At 72.1% G+C, this 17,393-nt stretch carries 15 protein-coding genes and 1 pseudogene; 13 read left to right on the plus strand and 3 right to left on the minus strand.

Annotation, left to right across the window (positions count from 1 at the left end; translation table 11 throughout):
* The first annotated feature begins 8 nt into the window (after positions 1-8).
* On the plus strand, positions 9-590 hold the full coding sequence (locus ACGFH8_RS22540; RefSeq protein WP_393370152.1) for an NADH-quinone oxidoreductase subunit B: 582 nt from the start codon (positions 9-11) through the stop codon (positions 588-590).
* Between the two features lie 52 nt (positions 591-642).
* Here the strand turns inward: ACGFH8_RS22540 and ACGFH8_RS22545 are convergent, their stop codons facing one another.
* A complete protein-coding gene (locus ACGFH8_RS22545) occupies positions 643-1,584 on the minus strand; it encodes a hypothetical protein (protein ID WP_393370154.1) in 942 nt (313 codons plus the stop codon).
* A gap of 168 nt (positions 1,585-1,752) precedes the next feature.
* Between ACGFH8_RS22545 and ACGFH8_RS22550 the strand changes: the two genes are divergently transcribed.
* Positions 1,753-3,069, plus strand: coding sequence for a DUF2252 domain-containing protein (locus ACGFH8_RS22550; protein WP_393370157.1), 1,317 nt, complete (start codon positions 1,753-1,755; stop codon positions 3,067-3,069).
* Between the two features lie 16 nt (positions 3,070-3,085).
* On the opposite strand, the gene ACGFH8_RS22555 is transcribed toward ACGFH8_RS22550, so the two are convergent.
* The gene (locus tag ACGFH8_RS22555; RefSeq protein WP_393370160.1) at positions 3,086-4,132 is read right to left on the minus strand and encodes a glucose 1-dehydrogenase; all 1,047 of its coding nucleotides are present in this window, start codon (positions 4,130-4,132) and stop codon (positions 3,086-3,088) included.
* 105 nt (positions 4,133-4,237) lie between these two features.
* Between ACGFH8_RS22555 and ACGFH8_RS22560 the strand changes: the two are divergent.
* Positions 4,238-4,834 (plus strand): annotated as a pseudogene (locus ACGFH8_RS22560) (NADH-quinone oxidoreductase subunit C); the annotation flags it as partial.
* Positions 4,835-5,112: 278 nt separating this feature from the next.
* Positions 5,113-6,075 carry a complex I subunit 1 family protein gene (locus ACGFH8_RS22565; protein WP_357807644.1) on the plus strand — a complete coding sequence of 321 codons (963 nt, stop codon included), beginning with the start codon at positions 5,113-5,115 and terminating at the stop codon, positions 6,073-6,075.
* A 171-nt stretch (positions 6,076-6,246) separates the two neighbouring features.
* Here ACGFH8_RS22565 and ACGFH8_RS22570 read toward each other — a convergent pair whose 3' ends face one another.
* The gene (locus ACGFH8_RS22570; RefSeq protein ID WP_393370463.1) at positions 6,247-7,311 is read right to left on the minus strand and encodes a glutathione S-transferase family protein; all 1,065 of its coding nucleotides are present in this window, start codon (positions 7,309-7,311) and stop codon (positions 6,247-6,249) included.
* A gap of 72 nt (positions 7,312-7,383) precedes the next feature.
* Between ACGFH8_RS22570 and ACGFH8_RS22575 the strand changes: the two genes are divergently transcribed.
* The 9 genes from ACGFH8_RS22575 (at position 7,384) to ACGFH8_RS22615 (ending at position 17,268) form a co-directional block, all read left to right on the plus strand.
* On the plus strand, positions 7,384-7,809 hold the full coding sequence (locus ACGFH8_RS22575) for an ester cyclase (RefSeq protein ID WP_393370163.1): 426 nt from the start codon (positions 7,384-7,386) through the stop codon (positions 7,807-7,809).
* A 346-nt stretch (positions 7,810-8,155) separates the two neighbouring features.
* Positions 8,156-8,770: a NuoI/complex I 23 kDa subunit family protein gene (locus ACGFH8_RS22580; RefSeq protein ID WP_393370165.1), complete on the plus strand. Its 615-nt coding sequence runs from the start codon at positions 8,156-8,158 to the stop codon at positions 8,768-8,770.
* 61 nt (positions 8,771-8,831) lie between these two features.
* The gene (locus tag ACGFH8_RS22585) at positions 8,832-9,392 is read left to right on the plus strand and encodes an NADH-quinone oxidoreductase subunit J (RefSeq protein ID WP_393370168.1); all 561 of its coding nucleotides are present in this window, start codon (positions 8,832-8,834) and stop codon (positions 9,390-9,392) included.
* Positions 9,389-9,778, plus strand: coding sequence for an NADH-quinone oxidoreductase subunit NuoK (nuoK, locus tag ACGFH8_RS22590; protein WP_393370171.1), 390 nt, complete (start codon positions 9,389-9,391; stop codon positions 9,776-9,778). The genes ACGFH8_RS22585 and nuoK overlap by 4 nt, the downstream gene beginning before the upstream one ends.
* Entirely contained in the window at positions 9,775-11,703 is a 1,929-nt protein-coding gene (locus ACGFH8_RS22595) for an NADH-quinone oxidoreductase subunit L (protein WP_393370173.1), read from the plus strand. Before nuoK ends, ACGFH8_RS22595 begins: the two co-directional genes overlap by 4 nt.
* Before the next feature lie 175 nt (positions 11,704-11,878).
* Complete coding sequence (locus ACGFH8_RS22600; RefSeq protein WP_393370176.1) at positions 11,879-13,384, plus strand: NuoM family protein; 1,506 nt, start codon at positions 11,879-11,881, stop codon at positions 13,382-13,384.
* Positions 13,381-14,883: an NADH-quinone oxidoreductase subunit N gene (locus tag ACGFH8_RS22605; protein WP_393370179.1), complete on the plus strand. Its 1,503-nt coding sequence runs from the start codon at positions 13,381-13,383 to the stop codon at positions 14,881-14,883. Before ACGFH8_RS22600 ends, ACGFH8_RS22605 begins: the two co-directional genes overlap by 4 nt.
* A gap of 112 nt (positions 14,884-14,995) precedes the next feature.
* Positions 14,996-15,871 carry a zinc metalloprotease HtpX gene (htpX, locus tag ACGFH8_RS22610; RefSeq protein ID WP_393370181.1) on the plus strand — a complete coding sequence of 292 codons (876 nt, stop codon included), beginning with the start codon at positions 14,996-14,998 and terminating at the stop codon, positions 15,869-15,871.
* Between the two features lie 137 nt (positions 15,872-16,008).
* The gene (locus tag ACGFH8_RS22615) at positions 16,009-17,268 is read left to right on the plus strand and encodes an MFS transporter (protein ID WP_393370184.1); all 1,260 of its coding nucleotides are present in this window, start codon (positions 16,009-16,011) and stop codon (positions 17,266-17,268) included.
* Positions 17,269-17,393 lie beyond the last annotated feature (125 nt).

Here is a 17,393-nt window from a genome sequence, read left to right on the forward strand (position 1 = left end):
GGGCGGTCGTGCAGCTACCGGCAGTGGTGGGTGAGCCGATCCGGTTCGTGCTGAACTGGGGCCGCCGCTACTCGCTCTGGGTGTTCAACTTCGGGTTGGCCTGCTGCGCGATCGAGTTCATCGCCACCAGCATGGGTCGGCACGACTTCATCCGGCTCGGCGTGATCCCGTTCGCCCACGGTCCCCGCCAGGCCGACCTGATGGTGGTGTCCGGCACGGTGACCGACAAGATGGCTCCGGCGATCAAGCGGCTCTACGACCAGATGCCCGAACCGAAGTACGTCATCTCGTTCGGCGCCTGCTCCAACTGCGGCGGCCCCTACTGGGACTCGTACTCGGTGACCAAGGGTGTCGACCAGCTCATCCCGGTCGACGTCTACGTGCCCGGCTGCCCACCCCGGCCGGAGGCGCTGCTGCACGGCATCCTGCGCCTCCAGGAGAAGATCGCCGCCGAGCAGTCCGGCATCGGCGGTGTGCCGCAACGGGATCTGCTGGCCGCCCCGCTGGACGCGCCGCCCCGCGAAGCCGCCGCCCCGCGCTCTGTCGACTCGCTCACCGCCGCGCCGGTACGCCCACCCGCGACGAACTGACGACGGCCGAGCCGCCGCCCGGACTTCTCCGAGCGGCGGCCCGAGTTGCCGGTCAGCCGTTGGCCGCGACCGCCAGGGTGGTCCGGACGACGTTGTCGCTCGGGTCGGCGTCGGGAGTGGTCGGGTACCAGTTGGTCGCCACCTCGATGTCGATCAGTTCGCTGGCATCGGCCGGATCGGTCGGCGGGCTGACGACAAGCGCGAAGCTGTACTCCTCGCCGGGCATCAACCGCAGCTCCGGCACCGGCACCAGCGCGCCGCCGCCGTTCACCGGACCGCTCGTCGGGTCGGTGTGCCAGAACACGGATCCGGCGGGCAGGGAGCTGGCCCGCACCGAGAAGCTGACGTGCGGCGCGTCGCCGTCATAGCGGATCGTCACCGGCACCCGTAGGTTGCCCTCACCGTCCGGGAGGACCCTCACCGGGCCGTCCAGCCTGATCGAGGCGTCCGGCTGCGCGTCCTGGACGTACGGGCGGGGACGGGTCAGCGACCCGTTGGTGGACCGGAACAGCGCGCTGAGCGGGGTACGCGCCACCAGACCGTCGATGCTGGAGTAGACCTCGACCCAGCCCCCCTTCATGATCATCGGGTAGGTCCGGGGGTTTGTCAGCACGTGGAAGTCGAGCACGTTGCGGCTGCTCTCGCCCGGGGCCAGGTCGGCCCAGTTGTCCGTCAGGGAGCAGTTGGCCACCCGGCGGTTGTCCTCCACCCGCATGTCGAACATGTCGCACGCGGTGCCGTCGAACTGGAAGGCGCCCGGCACCGGCTCACGCAGCTTGTAGTAGAAGTAGTCGCTCTCGCTGCCGGTGTTGGTGACGGTCAGCGCGACGCTGCCCCGGTAGCCCCGCTCGGTCGGGCTCAGGATCAGCTTGCCCACCGACAGCGTGCGACCGTCGCGGTCCGCCGGCGCGGCCACCGCCGGGCCGGTGGTGGCGACGGTCGCGGTCAGGCCGAGCAGTACGGCGGTGAGCAGGGTCCCCGTTTTTCTGAACATGGATGGCTGGTCCTCCCGTGATGGTGGCCGGTGCGGATCGCATCGACTGCTTTGTTAGACACCGGCGAACCCAGGGAATGGTTGCCGTCGCACGACAATCAATTTGGTGTCGTCAAGCATCGGTGCCGGGATACGTGCGGGTGGCCGGGCCGGACTAGCCTGCGCATCATGAGCAGCTCAGTGGATCAGCGGTCCGCCCACATCGTCGACGTGCTCACCGACGAGTTCGGCGAGTCCATGGCGATCGACCCGGCCGCCTTCCGCCGCAAGTTCCGGAAGATGGCCGCCTCCCCGTTCGCCTTCTACCGGGGCAGCGCGGCGCTGTTCTACGCCGACCAGCGCGGTGACTTCGCCGACGACCGGTTCCTCGACGAGCGGACCAGCCGGGTGTGGATTCACGGCGACCTGCACGCGGAGAACTTTGGCACCTACATGAACGCCTCCGGGCAACTCGTGTTCAACGTCAACGACTTCGACGAGGCGTACGTCGGGCCGTTCACCTGGGACCTGCGTCGGCTCGCGGCCAGCGTGGCGCTGCTCGGCTACGGCAAGGCGCTCTCCGACACGGCGATCGGTGATCTGGTCGCCGGCTTCGCCCGGTCGTACCTGGCCGAGCTGCGGGCGATCGCCGCCGGCGGCGACGACGCGATCGGCTCGATCACGCTGGAGAACGCCGACGGTGTGCTGCGCCGGGTGCTCCAGCAGGCCCGGCTCAACACCCGCGTGGACCTGCTCGCCGCGCAGACCACCATCGACAACTACGAGCGGCGGTTCTCCATCGGGGACGGGGTCTTCGAGGTCGACGACGCCACCCGCGACCGGGTGCGCGCCGCCTTCCAGGACTACCTGGGCACCCTGCCGACCGCCTCGACGCAGCTCCGGCCGGTCGCGGCGCGGATCAAGGACGTGGTGCTGCGCAAGGGGGTGGGCATCGGTTCGGCCGGGCTGCCGTCGTACAACCTGCTGCTGGAGGGGCACACCCAGGCCCTGGAGAACGACGTCGTCATCTACATGAAGCAGGCGCAGGTGCCGGCCGTGGCGCGGTACGTCACCGACAAGTCGGTCCGCGACTACTTCCAGCACCAGGGGCACCGGACCGCCGAGTCGCAGCGGGCGTTGCAGGCGCACGCCGACCCGTGGCTGGGCTTCACCGAGCTGGACGGGGCCGGTCAGCTCGTCGCCGAGGTCTCCCCGTACGCCGCCGACCTGGACTGGTCGGACGTGAACGAGCCGGAGGAGCTGACCGGGGTGCTCGTCGACCTGGGCCGGGCGGTGGCCCGGATGCACTCGGTCGCCGACGACGAGTCCAGTCACGACCTGGTGGACTACTCCACGGAGGAGGCGATCGTGGCCGCGGTGGACGCCGACGAGCAGGGCTTCGTCGCCCACCTGGTCGATTTCGCGCACGCGTACGGGGTGCGCGCCCGGCAGGACCACCAGCTCTTCGTCGACCTGTTCCGCAACGGCCGGCTACCGGGCATCTGAGCGGGCGGGGCGGCACTCAGGAGGCGAACTCCAACACCACCTTGATGTCGTCCGGCCCGGCGGTGTACGCGTCGGCGTACCTGTTGGCCGGCACCCGACGGGTGATCAGCGACTCCAACCACACCTGGTCGGCGCGGGCCAGCGCCTGCGCCGCCATGTTCCAGTGCCGCCGGTTGGCGTTCACCGAGCCGAAGACCACGTTGTTCTCCAGCACCAACGCCCGGTTGAGCGCACCGGCGTCGAAGTCGATGCTCCGACCGCCGCTGGACACCCCGGCCAGGCAGACGATGCCGGTCGGGCCCGCCTTGCACATGACGTCGAGGACCACCGTGGGTGCGCCGGTGCACTCGATCACCACGTCCGGTTCGAAGGGCAGGTCGTTGACCGGCACCGTGTGGTAGGTGGCCCCGAGCCCGGCGACCAGCTCCGGCTTCGGCCCGTCGGTGGCCCGGTCCAACACGTGCACGGAGAGCCCGCGCTGGGTGCCGAGCAGGGCGGCCAGCAGCCCGATCGGCCCGGCCCCGGTCACCAGTACGGTCTGCGGCTGCCACTCGGCCCGGTGCCCGATCCGCTCGATGTGGTCCCAGGCCTTCGCCACCACGCTCGTCGGCTCCAACAGCACGCCGACCTGGGCCAGCGCCGGGTCGAGCCCGACCGCGAACCGGGGTTCGATCCGCCACCGGTCGCGGGCGAACCCGGGTAGCGCCTTGATGCCGTGTTCGGTGTACAGACCGTTGCGGCACATGTCCCACTCGCCGACCGCGCAGTTGGGGCAGGGGACCGGGTCGGGATGCCGAACGATCCCGGCCACCAGGTCACCCGGTTGCAGCGTGCCGCTGGAGTCCTCGATCACCCGGCCCAGCGACTCGTGCCCGATGACCAGGCGGTCCGCGCCCGGCGGCGCTTCGCCGTACTGACCGGCGATGATCTCGTGGTCCGTGCCGCAGATCCCTACCGCCAGTGCCTCGACAAGCACCGAGCCCTCCTCGGCAGCCGGCTCCGGCTGATCCTCGACGAGGCTCAGCGAGTTGGCGACTCCGGGTCTCACAGTCACAGCGCGCACGTGCTCATCTTTCCCCGCCGAGGGCTGCGCCGCTCGCAAAGCCGGCAGATCACCGGGCCTCGGCGGTGGCCAGGCGCGCACCCGGCCGGCACTAGGATCAGCCACATGACTCCCGAAGCCCTCGGCGCTCGGCTGGTCGCGCTGCTCGCGCCGGTTGCGGCGACCCCGTCGGTCTCCGGCGGGCAACGGTTCGCCCGCGCCACCGTGGACGTCCCGCCGGAGAGCTGGCTGACCGCTGTTCGGGCCGCCCGCGACGACGAGGCGTTGGCCTGCGACTTCTTCGACTGGCTCTCCGCGGTCGACGAGTTGACCGACGGCTTCGACGTGGTGGCGCACCTCTGGTCGACGCGGCTGCGCCACGGTGTGCTGCTGCGGACCCGGCTGCCGCGCGACGCGGCCACGGTCGCCTCGGTGGTCGACGTCTACCCGGGTGCCGCCTGGCACGAGCGGGAGACACACGAGATGTTCGGCATCGGCTTCGCCGGCCACGGTGACCTGCTGCCACTGCTGCTGCCGCCGGAGTTCGAGGGGCACCCACTCCGGAAGGAGTTCGTGCTCGCCTCCCGGGTCGCGAAGCCCTGGCCGGGCGCGAAGGAACCGGGCGAGTCCGAGGCCGGCGGTGGACGCCGGCCGATCCGCCCGCCGGGCGTACCCGCTCCGGGCGAGTGGGGGACCACACCCACCCCGGCCGGCGCCGGTGGCGTGGGGGAGGGCCCGCGTGGCGGCACCCCGGCCCGCCCGGCCGGTGAGCGTCCGGCGCGGCCCGCTCCGGGGACCCGTCCGACGCGTACCCCCAGGTCCGCCGCTGGCGACAGCGACCCGGCCGCATCCACGCGGCCCGCGCCCGCCGACGGCCCGGCCGCGCCCGCGACGCCCGCGCCCGCCGGCGGGCCGGGCTCGGCCGATCAGCCGGGGTCGGGTCCGGTCGCGGACCCGGCGGCCCGCGACGGCCGCACCGACGACGACGGGGGTACGACCTGATGCCGCTCTGGGTGGAGCTGGTGCTGCGGGTGGGTGGCGTGCTCGTCGCGTTCCTCACCCTGCCGTTGCTCGTCGGCCAGGCCGAGCACAAGGTGATGGCGCACATGCAGGGCCGGCTCGGCCCGATGTACGCGGGTGGCTTCCACGGCTGGGCCCAGTTGGTCGCGGACGGGGTCAAGTTCGTGCAGAAGGAGGACGTGACCCCGCGCGAGGCCGATCGGGCGGTGTTCCGGCTGGCCCCGGCGGTGGCGCTGGTGCCCTACCTGCTGGTGCTGCTGGTCATCCCGCTCGGCCCGAACGACCTGGTCGGGCAACCGTTGGACATCGGCCTGTTCTTCGTGCTGGCCGTGGTCGGTGTCGGTGTGGTGGCGGTGCTCATGTCGGCGTGGGCGTCGGCAAACAAGTACAGCCTGCTCGGTGGGCTGCGCGGGGCCGCCCAGTTGCTCGGTTACGAGCTGCCGCTGGTGCTGGCCGCCGCCTCGGTGGCGATGGCGGCCGGCACGCTCAGCCTCTCCGGCATCGTCGAGGCGTGGCAGCCGTGGTGGTTGCTCTGGCAGGCGCCCGCGATGATCGTCTTCTTCGTCGCCGGGCTGGCCGAGATCCGCCGGCCGCCGTTCGACATGCCGGTGGCGGACTCGGAGCTGGTCTTCGGCTACATGACCGAATACACGGGTCTGCGCTTCGCGTTCTTCCTGCTCGCCGAGTACGTCGGCATCGTGGTCATCGCCGCGCTGACCACCGTGCTGTTCCTCGGTGGCTGGCAGGGGCCGTTCGCCGACGATCAGCTGGGCTGGCTCTGGACGCTGCTCAAGATCTTCGCGGTGTCCTTCGTGATCATTTGGCTGCGGGTGTCCTACCCCCGGCTCCGTGAGGACCAGCTCCAGCGCCTGTGCTGGCTGGTGCTGGTACCGGCGTCCCTCGCACAACTGGTCCTCACAGCCGCCGTCCGCGTAGCCCTGTAACAGCCCGCCCCACCCCTGCCCTCACTCCCTGCCCTCACTCCCTGCCCTCACTCCCTGCCCTCACTCCCGCGTCGATCTTGCACTTTCTGCTCCGACGAAAGTTGCCAAATGGGGCATCTCGACGACAGGAAGTGCAAGATCGGCGCGAATGAGGGGGCCGGGATGTTCCGGTTAGCGCAGCGGGGTGTGGGCCGGGTCTACCGGCTCGGTCGGGGGTGGGGGCGGGGTGCCGTCGCCGAAGGGGCGACCGCCCAGGGCCTCCCGACCGTGCGGGGTGACCCAGTTGGACAGGTCGGGGCCGAGCGGCACGATCCCCGTCGGGTTGATGTCGCGGTGCACCTCGTAGTAGTGCCGCTTGATGTGGTCGAAGTCGATGGTGTCGCCGAAGCCGGGGGTCTGGAACAGGTCCCGGGCGTACGCCCACAGCACCGGCATCTCGCTGAGCTTCTGCCGGTTGCACTTGAAGTGGCCGTGATAGACCGGGTCGAAGCGGACCAGCGTCGTGAACAGCCGCACGTCGGCCTCGGTGATGGTGTCGCCGACCAGGAAGCGCTGGTCGGTCAGCCGCTCGGTCAACCAGTCCAGCCGGTCGAAGAGCCGGTGGTACGCCTTGTCGTACGCCTCCTGGTTGCCGGCGAACCCGCACCGGTAGACGCCGTTGTTGACGTCCCGGAAGACCACGTCGTTGACCTCGTCGATCTGCGCCCGCAGGTGCTCGGGATAGAGCTGCGGGGCGCCCTGACGGTGGTACGCCCGCCACTGGGTGGAGAGGTCGAGGCTCATCTGCGCGTAGTCGTTCGTCACCACCTGCCCGGTCGGCACGTCGACGATCGCCGGGACGGTGATGCCGCGCTCGTAGCCGGGGAAGCGCTTGAAGTACGCCTCCTGGATGCGTTCGATGCCGAGCACCGGGTCCCGGCCACCCGGATCGAGGTCGAAGGTCCAGCTCCGGGCGTCGTGGGTCGGGCCGGCCACCGCCATCGAGATGGAGTCCTCGAGGCCGAGCAGTCGACGCACGATGATCAGACGGTTGGCCCACGGGCAGGCCCGGCTGACCGCCAGTCGGTACCGGCCCGGCTCCACCGGGTATCCGTCGCGCCCGTCCTCGGTGATCCGGGTGGCGATGTACCGCTGGTCGCGGGTGAACTCGCCACCCGGCTCGACGTACTTTCCGCCTGTTTCCTCGCCCACGTCATCCTCCGGTCCGTTGCCCGCCTCCGTCCCATCCTCGCTGATCTTCGGCCCGGCCGTGGGGTGCGGCGCAACCTGGCCCGTCTCGGGGCCGGACGGCCCGGTTACCCTGCCGGCATGACGGATGTGCAGGCGGCGGCCCGGCGGTTCATCACCGACGTGTGGAACGCGCGCCGGGAGGAGTCCGCGTACGAGTTGGTCGCCGAGGAGTGCCCGGGGCTGGGCGGCACCGGGCCGGAGGCGACGCTGGCCGGGCACCGGGAGCGGCGGGCGGCCTTCCCGGACCTGCGCTACAAGATCGTGGACGTGGTGGCGGCCGGCGAGCGGGTGGCCGTGCACTGGCGGGCCGCCGGCACGCACGCCGGGCAGTTCGGGCCGGTACCGCCGACCGGGCAGGTGGTCAGCTACTCCGGGGCGACGTTCCTGCGCTTCGACCCGACGGGCCGGATCGTCGAGGTGTGGGGCTGCACCGAGTTGTTCCAGTTGCTGCAACAGCTCGGCGTCGAGATGCTCCCGCCGGCCGTCAGCGGGCCCGGGGCGTAATCCGGCTGATCGGCAGATTGATCGGAAAGGGCTCGCCGGTGTCGACGAACGTCGTAGCCGTCGGGGCAGTCTTCGTCGAGCGCGGCACCGAGACGCATCGCGATGCTCTGGTGGGTACGGGTGGGGGAGGGGGACATCAGCAGCACTCCATCGAGCAGTTCCCGGCGGCGACCATCCTCGGGCAGCGCATCCAGGTCATCAGTCGTCCACCCGCTCTCGGGCGGGTAGTCGCTCTGCAGCGCGGCGGTCATGGCAGGTCCTTCCAGGTGCGTTCGTTGTCCCCACGACCACGGTACCGTCGTCGACCTGTGGGTGGTGGTCGCGCGCGCCGGGGCCACAGGGCAGGATGGTCGGCATGACCCACCCCAGCGAGCACGGCGACCCGGCCGGCGCCACCGGCGCGCGCGGCCTGCCCGGCGCGGGCCTGGTAAAGGGGCTGGCGGTCACGCTCAAGACGATGACCAGCCGCTCGACCACCCAGCAGTACCCGGACGTGGCCCCCGACCTGCCGCCCCGTTCGCGTGGCGTGATCGCGCTGTCGGAGGAGAACTGCACGGTCTGCATGCTCTGTGCCCGGGAGTGTCCGGACTGGTGCATCTACATCGACTCGCACAAGGAGGAAGTGGTGGTGCCCGGCGCCGCCCGCCCCCGCCAGCGCAACGTGCTCGACAAGTTCGACATCGACTTCTCGCTCTGCATGTACTGCGGCATCTGCATCGAGGTCTGCCCGTTCGACGCGCTCTACTGGTCACCCGAATTCGAGTACGCCGAGTACGACATCAAGGACCTGCTGCACGACAAGGACCACCTCGGTCAGTGGATGGCCACAGTTCCCGCGCCGCCCGCGCACGACCCGAACGGGGAGCCGGCCAAGGAGGAGACCGCCGCGGCCCGCAAGGCCGCTGCCGCGCGTCCGGCCCCTTCGGTACGCCCCGACGCCGACCAGGACCCCGCGTCGTGACCGCCCGAGGCGGAGAGGCTGGCCGGGTCGGAGAGTCTGCCCGGGTCGGAGAGGCGGGCCGGTGACCGGCGCGGACGTGCTGCTGCTCGCTCTCGGCGCGGTGGCGGTCGGTGCCGGAGTGCTGGTGGTGACCACGAAGCACCTGGTCCGGGCGGGGCTCTACCTGGTGGTGTGCCTGGGTGCGCTGGCCGGTGACTTCCTGGTGCTCAGCGCTGAGCTGGTGGCCTGGGTGCAGGTGTTGATCTACGTGGGCGCGGTGGTGGTCCTGCTGCTGTTCGCGGTGATGCTGACCCGGGCGCCGATCGGCGCTTCCGACGACCTGGACCGGCCCGGCTGGCCGGCCGCCCTGATCGGTGGCGGCGCCGGGCTGGGGCTGACCGTCCTGCTCGTCGACGCGTACCGCTGGAGCACCGTCGCGCTGCCCGCCGCGGGCACCGCCGAGCGGCTGGGTGAGCAGATCTTCCAGTCCTGGGTGCTGCCGTTCGAGGTGCTCTCGGTGCTGCTGCTGTCCGCCCTGGTGGGCGCGATCGTGCTGTCCCGGCCGGACATCGGCCGAGCTGGCCCGCACCGCGACGGCCGGGGAGCTGACCTGGCCGACAGCTCGCCCGGGGGGCGCCGGTGAGGCCGGTCATCCCGTACGTCACCGCCGCCCTGCTGTTCGGCCTCGGCGTCTACGGCGTGTTGCGCCGGCGCAACGCGGTGCTGGTGCTGATGTCTGTCGAGTTGATGCTCAACGCGGTGAACCTGATCCTGGTCACCGCCGACACCACCGCCCGCGCCCTGCTGCCGCACTCCGGGCAGGTCTTCGCGCTGTTCGTGATCGTCCTCGCCGCCGCCGAGATCGGGGTGGGGCTGGCCATCGTCCTGCAGCTCTACCGGCTGCGGGCCACCGTCGCGGTGGATGACGTGCCGTTGACCGAGCCGGCGCAGACCGTCGGCGGGCGAGAGCCGGCGCAGATTGTCGGCGGGCGAGAGCCGGCCGCCCTGGACACGGAGGCTCGCCGGTGACCGGGCTGCTCGGGGCGCTGCTGCCCGCCGTACCGCTTGTCGCCGGCCTGGCCGGCCTGCTGTTGCCACCGGCTCCACGCCACAGCGACACGACGGGTGGCCGGGCGCGACAGGTTGCCGTGGCGCTCGGCGTCACCGGCGCGGCCGTCGCGTTGGCGCTGGCCGTCGCGCTGCTGCTCACCGTCGACAGGCCGACGGAGACGTCGACCACCTGGATCGACGTCGGCGGGCTGGCGGTGACGCTCGGCGTACGGCTGGATGGGGCCGCCGCGCTTGTCGCGGTGGCGGTCACCGCTGTCGCGCTGGCCGTGCAGGTCTACTCGATCGGTTACCTGCGGCGCGGTCCGCACGACGACGTCGACGTCGACCACCGCTACCCGCCGTACGCCGCGCAGATCAGCCTCTTCACCGGCGCCATGCTGCTGGTGGTGGTCGCCGGTGACCTGATCATGCTGTTGGTCGGCTGGGAGGTGATGGGCCTCTGCTCGTACCTCCTCATCGCCCACGACCGCCGACTGCCCGGCGCCCCCGCCGCCGCCATGAAGGCCTTCCTGGTGACCCGGGTCGGTGACGTCGGGTTCCTGCTCGGCATCGCGTTGCTGGGCGTGTCGACGGGCAGTTTCCGGATCGCCGACGTGCTCGCCCACGACCACTCCACGGCGACGTTGACCGCCGCCGGTCTGCTGCTGCTCGCCGGGGTGGCTGGCAAGAGCGCACAGTTCCCGCTGCACACCTGGCTGCCGGACGCGATGGCCGGCCCGACGCCGATCTCCGCGCTGATCCACGCGGCGACGATGGTCGCCGCCGGGGTGTACGCCGTGACCCGCCTCTATCCGATCTTCACGGCCGCGCCGGTGACGCTGACGGTGCTGGGGGTGCTCGGCGCGATCACCCTGCTGCTGGGCGCGCTCGCCGCCACCGCGCAGGACGACATCAAGCGGGTGCTGGCCTGGTCGACGGTGTCCCAGTTGGGCTACATGACCGGCGCGCTGGCGGTCGGCTCACCGGCGGCGGCGCTGTTCCACCTGCTCACCCACGCCGCGTTCAAGGCGTTGCTGTTCCTCGCCGCCGGCGCGGTGATCCACGCCGTGGGCACCACCCTGATGTCGGAGATGGGCGGGCTGCGGCGCGGCATGCCTGTGACGTTCTGGTGCACGGTGGTGGGCCTGGGCGCGCTGGCCGGGGTGCCGCCGTTGGCCGGGTTCTGGAGCAAGGACGGCGTCCTGACGGTGGCCGAGGCCGCCGCGCTGGACGGCACCGGCCCGGCACCGTCCTGGGTGGGCTGGATCGTCTGGATCGCCGGCCTGCTCGGCGTGGCGATCACCGCCTGGTACGCGGGCCGGCTGTTGCTCCGCGCCTTCTTCGGCGCCCCACGCCTGCCGCTGGTCCGGCCGCACGACCCGCCCGCGGTGCTGCGTTGGCCGGTGCTGCTGCTGACCGTGCCGGCCGCGCTGCTCGGCCTGGTCGGGTTCGTCGGCGCGTTCGCCGACCGCCTGCGGTTTCCGACGGTGCCGGTGGCGGGCTCCGAGGACGGCCTGGTCCATGTCGGGTCGGGAGTGCTGCTGCCGCTCGCGTTGCTGCTGGTCGGCGCGGGGCTCGTCACGCTGGGCTGGCGTCGGAACCCGGCCGCCGACCCGGCGGCCGCGCTGGGTCCGCTGCGGCCGGTCTTCGCCCGCGCGTTCCGGCTCGACGACGTCCAGCACACTCTCGTCGTACGCCCCGTCCGCGCGTTGGCCCGCGTCACCCGCCTCGGTGACGAGGTGGTGGTGGACGGTGCCGTCGAGGGCAGCGGCCGGGCCGCGACCGGTCTGGGTACGGGGCTGGCCGCTTTGCACCGGGCGGCGCTGCCCCGGGCCGCCGCCGGTGTGTTGGCCGGCGCGCTGCTGATCGGGCTCGCCGCCGCCGCGATCGGAGTGGTCCGGTGAGCGCGAGGAGTGCGCCGGGGTTGCGCGCCCCGCAGTCGCGAACAGCGGCGGGGCTTGTGAGCGCGAGGAGTGCGCCGGGGTTGCGCGCCCCGCAGTCGCGAACAGCGGCGGGGCTTGTGAGCGCCAGGAGTGCGCCGGGGTTGCGCGCCCCGCAGTCGCGAACGAAGGCGGTCCGGTGAGGGTTGGGCAGGTGTTGCTGGTTACCGTGCTGGCGGTGCCGGCGCTGGGTGCGGTCGCGGTGGTGGCGACACCCCGGGACCGGGCGGCCCGGCTGGTCGGGACGGTCGCGGCGGCGCTGACCCTGGTGGCCGCGGTGGGGCTGGTGTTCGGCCGTCTGCAGTGGGTGGTCTGGTCGGGCGAGCCGGCGGTGTTCCCGTGGCACTACCTGGATCGGCCCTGGGTGCCAGGTCTGGAGTTGCGTCTCCACCTCGGCGTCGACGGGATCTCCTGGCCGCTTGTGGTGTTGACCGCGCTGCTCACGCTGCTCTGCTGCGCGTACACGCTGTGGCGGGTGCCGGACGGCGGCAGTGGCCGGGCGTTGGTCGCGTTGCTGTTGGTGGTCGAGGTGGGCATCCTGGGCACCTTCCTCGCCCTGAACCTGGTGCTGTTCTTCCTCTTCTTCGAGGTCGTCCTGCTGCCGATGTACGCGATCATCGCCGGCTGGGGCGGCGCGGACCGGCGTCGGGCGGCCCGCAAGTTCGCGCTCTACACCCTGTTCGGTTCGGTGCTGCTGCTGGTCGGCGTGTACGTCGTGGTCGCGGCCACCGGCACCGCCGATCTGATGTGGTTGACCGGCGGCGCGGGGATGTCCAGGGGCACCCAGTTGGCGGCGTTCACGCTGTTCGCGGTGGCGTTCGCGGTGAAGAGCCCGCTGTGGCCGCTGCACTCCTGGCTGCCCGACGCGCACACCCAGGCCCCGACGGTGGGCAGTGTCGTGTTGGCCGGGGTGCTGCTGAAGATGGGCACCTACGGTCTGATCCGGGTTGCGGTGGGGGTGGCGCCGGAGGGCGCCCGGTGGGCGGCGCCGGTGCTCGGCGTGCTGGCCGTCGCCGCGATCCTGGTCGGTTCCCTCGTCTGTCTGGCGCAGACCGACGTGAAGCGGCTGATCGCGTATTCCAGCGTGGGGCACATGGGCTTCGTGCTGCTGGGTGTGGCCACGTTGACCACCGTTGGCATCCAGGCGGCGTTGATCGGCAACGTCGCGCACGGCGTGATCACCGGCCTGCTGTTCTTCCTGGCCGGGGCGGTGAAGGACCGGACCGGCACGGGCACGCTCGCCGAGTTGTCCGGGTTGCGGGAGACCGCACCCCGGTTGGCGGGTCTGCTGGCGTTCGCGGCGATCGCGTCGCTGGGCCTGCCCGGGTTGGCCGGCTTCTGGGGCGAGGCGTTCGCGGTGATCGCCGCCGTGCAGGTGGGCGGCCCGCTCTGGACCACCCTCGGGGTGCTGGCGGCTGCCGGTGCGGCGCTCACCGCCGCGTACTTCCTGCGGTTGCTGCGCCAGGTCACCCACAATCGGCCGAGTGCCGCCGTCGGGCGGGTCGGTCCCGGCCTGGCCGGTGCGGAGCTGACCGCCTGGGTGCCGCTGGTGCTGCTCGCGTTGGCCATCGGGTTGGTGCCGACGCTGGTGCTCGGCGTGGCCGAGGGTCCCGTGAACGACCTGATCGGGGTGGTCTTCCCATGACCGGCGTGCAGAGCGTGGACAACGTCGCGCTGCTCCCGGCCTACCTGGCCGCCGGCACCGCCGTACTCGTGCTCATCACCGACCTGCTCCTGGTGCGACCACGGGCCACGATCGTGGTGGCGGCGCTCGGCGCGCTCGGCACCGCGGTCGCCGCCACCCTGGTCGGAGCGGCCGGAGAGCGGCGGACGTTCTGTGTCGGCGGCGACTGCTCCTGGGTCTTCGGCGGTCGGGCCGCTCTGGTCGGCGCGGTGGTGGCGCTGCTGACCCTGGGCGTGCTCGGGCTGTCCGTGCCGGCGCTGCGGGGCGGACGGTCGCCGGTGGGGGAGTACTGCTTCCTGCTGGCCTGCTCGATGACCGGTGGTGTGGTGCTCGGCGCGGCCGGCGACCTGATCACGCTGATCGTCGCCCTGGAGACGTTGACCCTGCCGCTGTACGTGCTCGTCGGCCTGCGTCGGGGCAGCCTCGCCAGCGCCGAGGCGGCACTCACCTTCTTCGTGGTCAGCGTGGTCGCGACCACCATCACGCTGCTCGGCGCGGCGCTGCTGTACGCGGTGACCGGCGGGCTGCACCTGGACCGGCTCGGCGCGCTGCTCGCCGAGCGGCCGGAGGTGCGGGACCTGCCGCTGACCACCGCAGCGGTGGCGTTGCTGCTTGTCGGGTTGGCGTTCAAGGTGGCGGCGGTGCCGTTCCACGCCTGGGCGCCGGCCACCTACGACGGGGCGCCGCTGCCGGTGGCCGCGTACCTGTCGACGGCGTCGAAGTTGGGTGGCCTCGTCGCGCTGCTCGCCGTGGTGCGGCAGGCGCTGCCGGCGGAGCAGACCGGCCCGGTGCTCGCCGTGCTCGCGGTGCTCACCATGACCGTCGGCAACCTGGTCGCGCTGCGCCAGCGGCGTACCGTCCGGTTGCTCGCCTGGTCGTCCGTCGCGCAGGCCGGCTACATCCTCGCCCCGCTGGGGGCGCTGGCGCTGGCCGCCGGCCGCACGGACGAGGCACGCTCCGCCGCGTACGCCGCCGCGGTGGCGTACGCCGTCTTCTTCGTGGTGTTGGAGCTGGCCGCGTTCGCCGGGGTGACCGCGTTGCGCCCGACCGGTGCGGACGGCGGCACGCTCGACGACCTGCGCGGGGCGGCCCGCCGGCACCCGTGGCGGGGCGCGGCGCTCGGTCTCGCGCTCGTGGGTCTGGCCGGCCTGCCGCCCGGTCTGGCCGGCCTGTTCGCGAAGGTGACAGTGGTGCGGGCCCTGCTGGACGGTGGGGCGGCGTGGCTGGCGCTCGTGGTGGCGCTGAACTCGGTGATCGGGCTGGCGTACTACCTGCGGGTGACCGCCGCGCTCTGGGCGCCGGTGACGACGGAGCCCGGCCCGGTCGCGGCGACAGCCGGGGGCGGTGCGGTCGCCGTACCCCTGGTGGGTGTGGTGGCCGTGGTGCTGGCGGTGACGACGGTGGCCGCCGTGGTGCTGGGTGTCGCCCCGCAGTTGGTGCTCGACCTCGCGGGCCGCTGACCTGCGGATTCCAGTCTCAGTGAACTCTCAGCGTTGAGACGGATGGTTGGCGGGTACCGGGTTGTTGCACCGGTCAGCGGATCCCGGCGATCCGTGCACCGAAGGAGAGATCGTGCACCACAACCGTCTGAAGACCGCCGCACTGCTCGGCCTGCTCTCCGCGCTGATCCTCGCGGTGGGCTACGGGTTCGGTGGCAGTGGCGGCCTGGTCATCGCCGTCCTCATCTCACTTGTCATGAACGGCGTCACCTACTTCTACTCCGACAAGCTCGCACTGCGCTCGATGGGTGCGCAACCGGTCACCGAGGCACAGTTCCCCGACCTGTACCGGATGGTGCGGGAGTTGGCGACCGACGCCCGGCAGCCGATGCCGCGCCTGTACGTCAGCCCGACCGCGCAACCGAACGCGTTCGCCACGGGTCGTAACCCGCAGCACGCGGCGGTCTGCGTGACCCAGGGCATCACCGAGATCCTCGACTACCGCGAGCTGCGCGGTGTGATCGGGCACGAGCTGTCGCACGTCTACAACCGGGACATCCTGATCTCCAGCGTGGCGGCAGGTCTGGCCAGCATCATCACCCTGCTCGCCAACCTCGCCTTCTTCATCCCGCTCGGTGGTGGGGACGACGAGGACCGGCCGAACCCGGCCGTGCTGTTGCTCACCCTGATCCTCGGCCCGATCGCGGCGACCGTGATCCAGTTGGCGATCAGCCGGAGCCGCGAGTTCCAGGCGGACGCCTCGGGCGCGGAGTTGAGCCGTGACCCGCTGGCCCTGGCGAGCGCGCTGCGCAAGATCGACGCGGTGGCCCGCCGTCGGCCGTTGCCGGCTCAGGGCCAGCTCACCAGCACCGCCCACCTCATGATCGCCAACCCGTTCCGGGGTGGCGGCATGGCCGCGCTCTTCTCCACCCACCCGAAGATGGAGGACCGCGTCGCGCGGCTCGAGCAGATGGCCGCCAACGCGGGGCCGGTGCAGTTCCAACGCTGACCCGCTGATCCACCGCCTCCGCCCGTACCCGCGCACCCCGGGTACGGGCGGAGCGCTGTATTTCGGTTGTCGGACGGCACTTCGGTGGCGTTAGGGTCGTAACGGCTCACGCTCATTACATCCCCGGGAGGTTCACGGTGACCGCGCTGCGTCAGTACCTGGGCGTCTGGCGGATTCCCGGCGCCCCGATGCTGCTGATCCTCGGCATCGTCGGGCGGCTCGGCATCGGCATGACCCCGCTGGCGCTGCTGCTGGTGGTCGAGCAGGTGACCGGGCGGTACGCGCTGGCCGCCGTCGCGGGCGGGATCTACGCCGTCGCCGGTGCCGCCCTCAGCCCGGTGGCCGGGCGGATCGCCGACCGGGTCGGCCCCAGCCCCGTCCTGCTGGTCACCGCCGTGACCCACCCGATGGCGCTCATCGGGCTGCTGCTGGCCAGCCGCTCGGGCGACGACGCCCTGCTCATCATCTACCTCGCCAGCGCCGTGGCCGGCGCCACCTACCCGCCGCTCACCGCCGCCATCCGTGGCGCCTGGAACGACCTGACCAACCCCGGATCCGGCCGGTACCCCCTGCGCAACACGGCGCTCGCGGCCGAGACCTCGCTGTTCGAAATCGTCTTCGTGCTCGGCCCACTGCTCGTCGCCGCCTTCGTGCTCATCGCCGACGCGGCGGCCGCGCTGATCGGTGCCGCCGTCGTCACCCTTGTCGGCACCACCGCCGTGGCCCTCGGCCGGGTGATGCGCGGTTGGCAGCCGCACCCCCGCGAGCACCACGCCCGAGGGCTCGGCCCGCTGCGGGTCGCCGGCTTTCCCGCCCTGCTGATCTGCGTAGCCGGACTGGGCATCGCCTTCGGCGCCGCCGGGGTGATCGTCCCCGCGTTCGCCAGCGGCCACACCACGGGCGACCCGGAGAGCCTGGCCGGCCTCCTTTTGGCCGTCTGGGGGATCGGCAGCGCCATCGGCGGGTTCTGGTTCGGCGTCCGCAAGCCGGCGGTCAACATGACCCGACAGTTCGCCCTGCTGCTCGCCGCGTTGGCCGCCACCTTCGCCGTGTTCGCGGTGATGCCCACCCCGCTGGCGCTGGGCGTCGCCCTGGTCGTCGGCGGAGCCACCATCGCGCCCGCGCTGACCCTGGAGAACACCCTGGTCGGCCGCATCGCCCCGGCCGGCATGCTGAACGAGGCGTACACGTGGGTGGTCACCGTCGCGGTAGCGGCGAGCGCCGCCGGCGGCTCGGTGGCCGGCCTGATCGTGGATCACGCCGGCGGCGTCCGGTGGGCGTTCCTGTTCGCCGGGGCGGCCGTCGCCGTCGGCGCCGGGGTCGCGGCCCTGCCCGCCGGGCCCATCGCCCGCGCCGAAACCACAGCGGTACGCGCCGAAGCCCTCGTCCCGGTCTGACGCTCTCGCGCCTGCCTGCCTGTCTCGGGTCGGGCGTGCCCCCGCTCGGCTTGATCCACTCGGCTTCCTTGATGTCGGGCTATCGCGAGCGCGAAGATGCCCCGACATCAAGGAACTGCGAACTC

It is taken from the genome of Micromonospora sp. NPDC049175, assembly GCF_043197345.1.
Taxonomy (GTDB): domain Bacteria; phylum Actinomycetota; class Actinomycetes; order Mycobacteriales; family Micromonosporaceae; genus Micromonospora.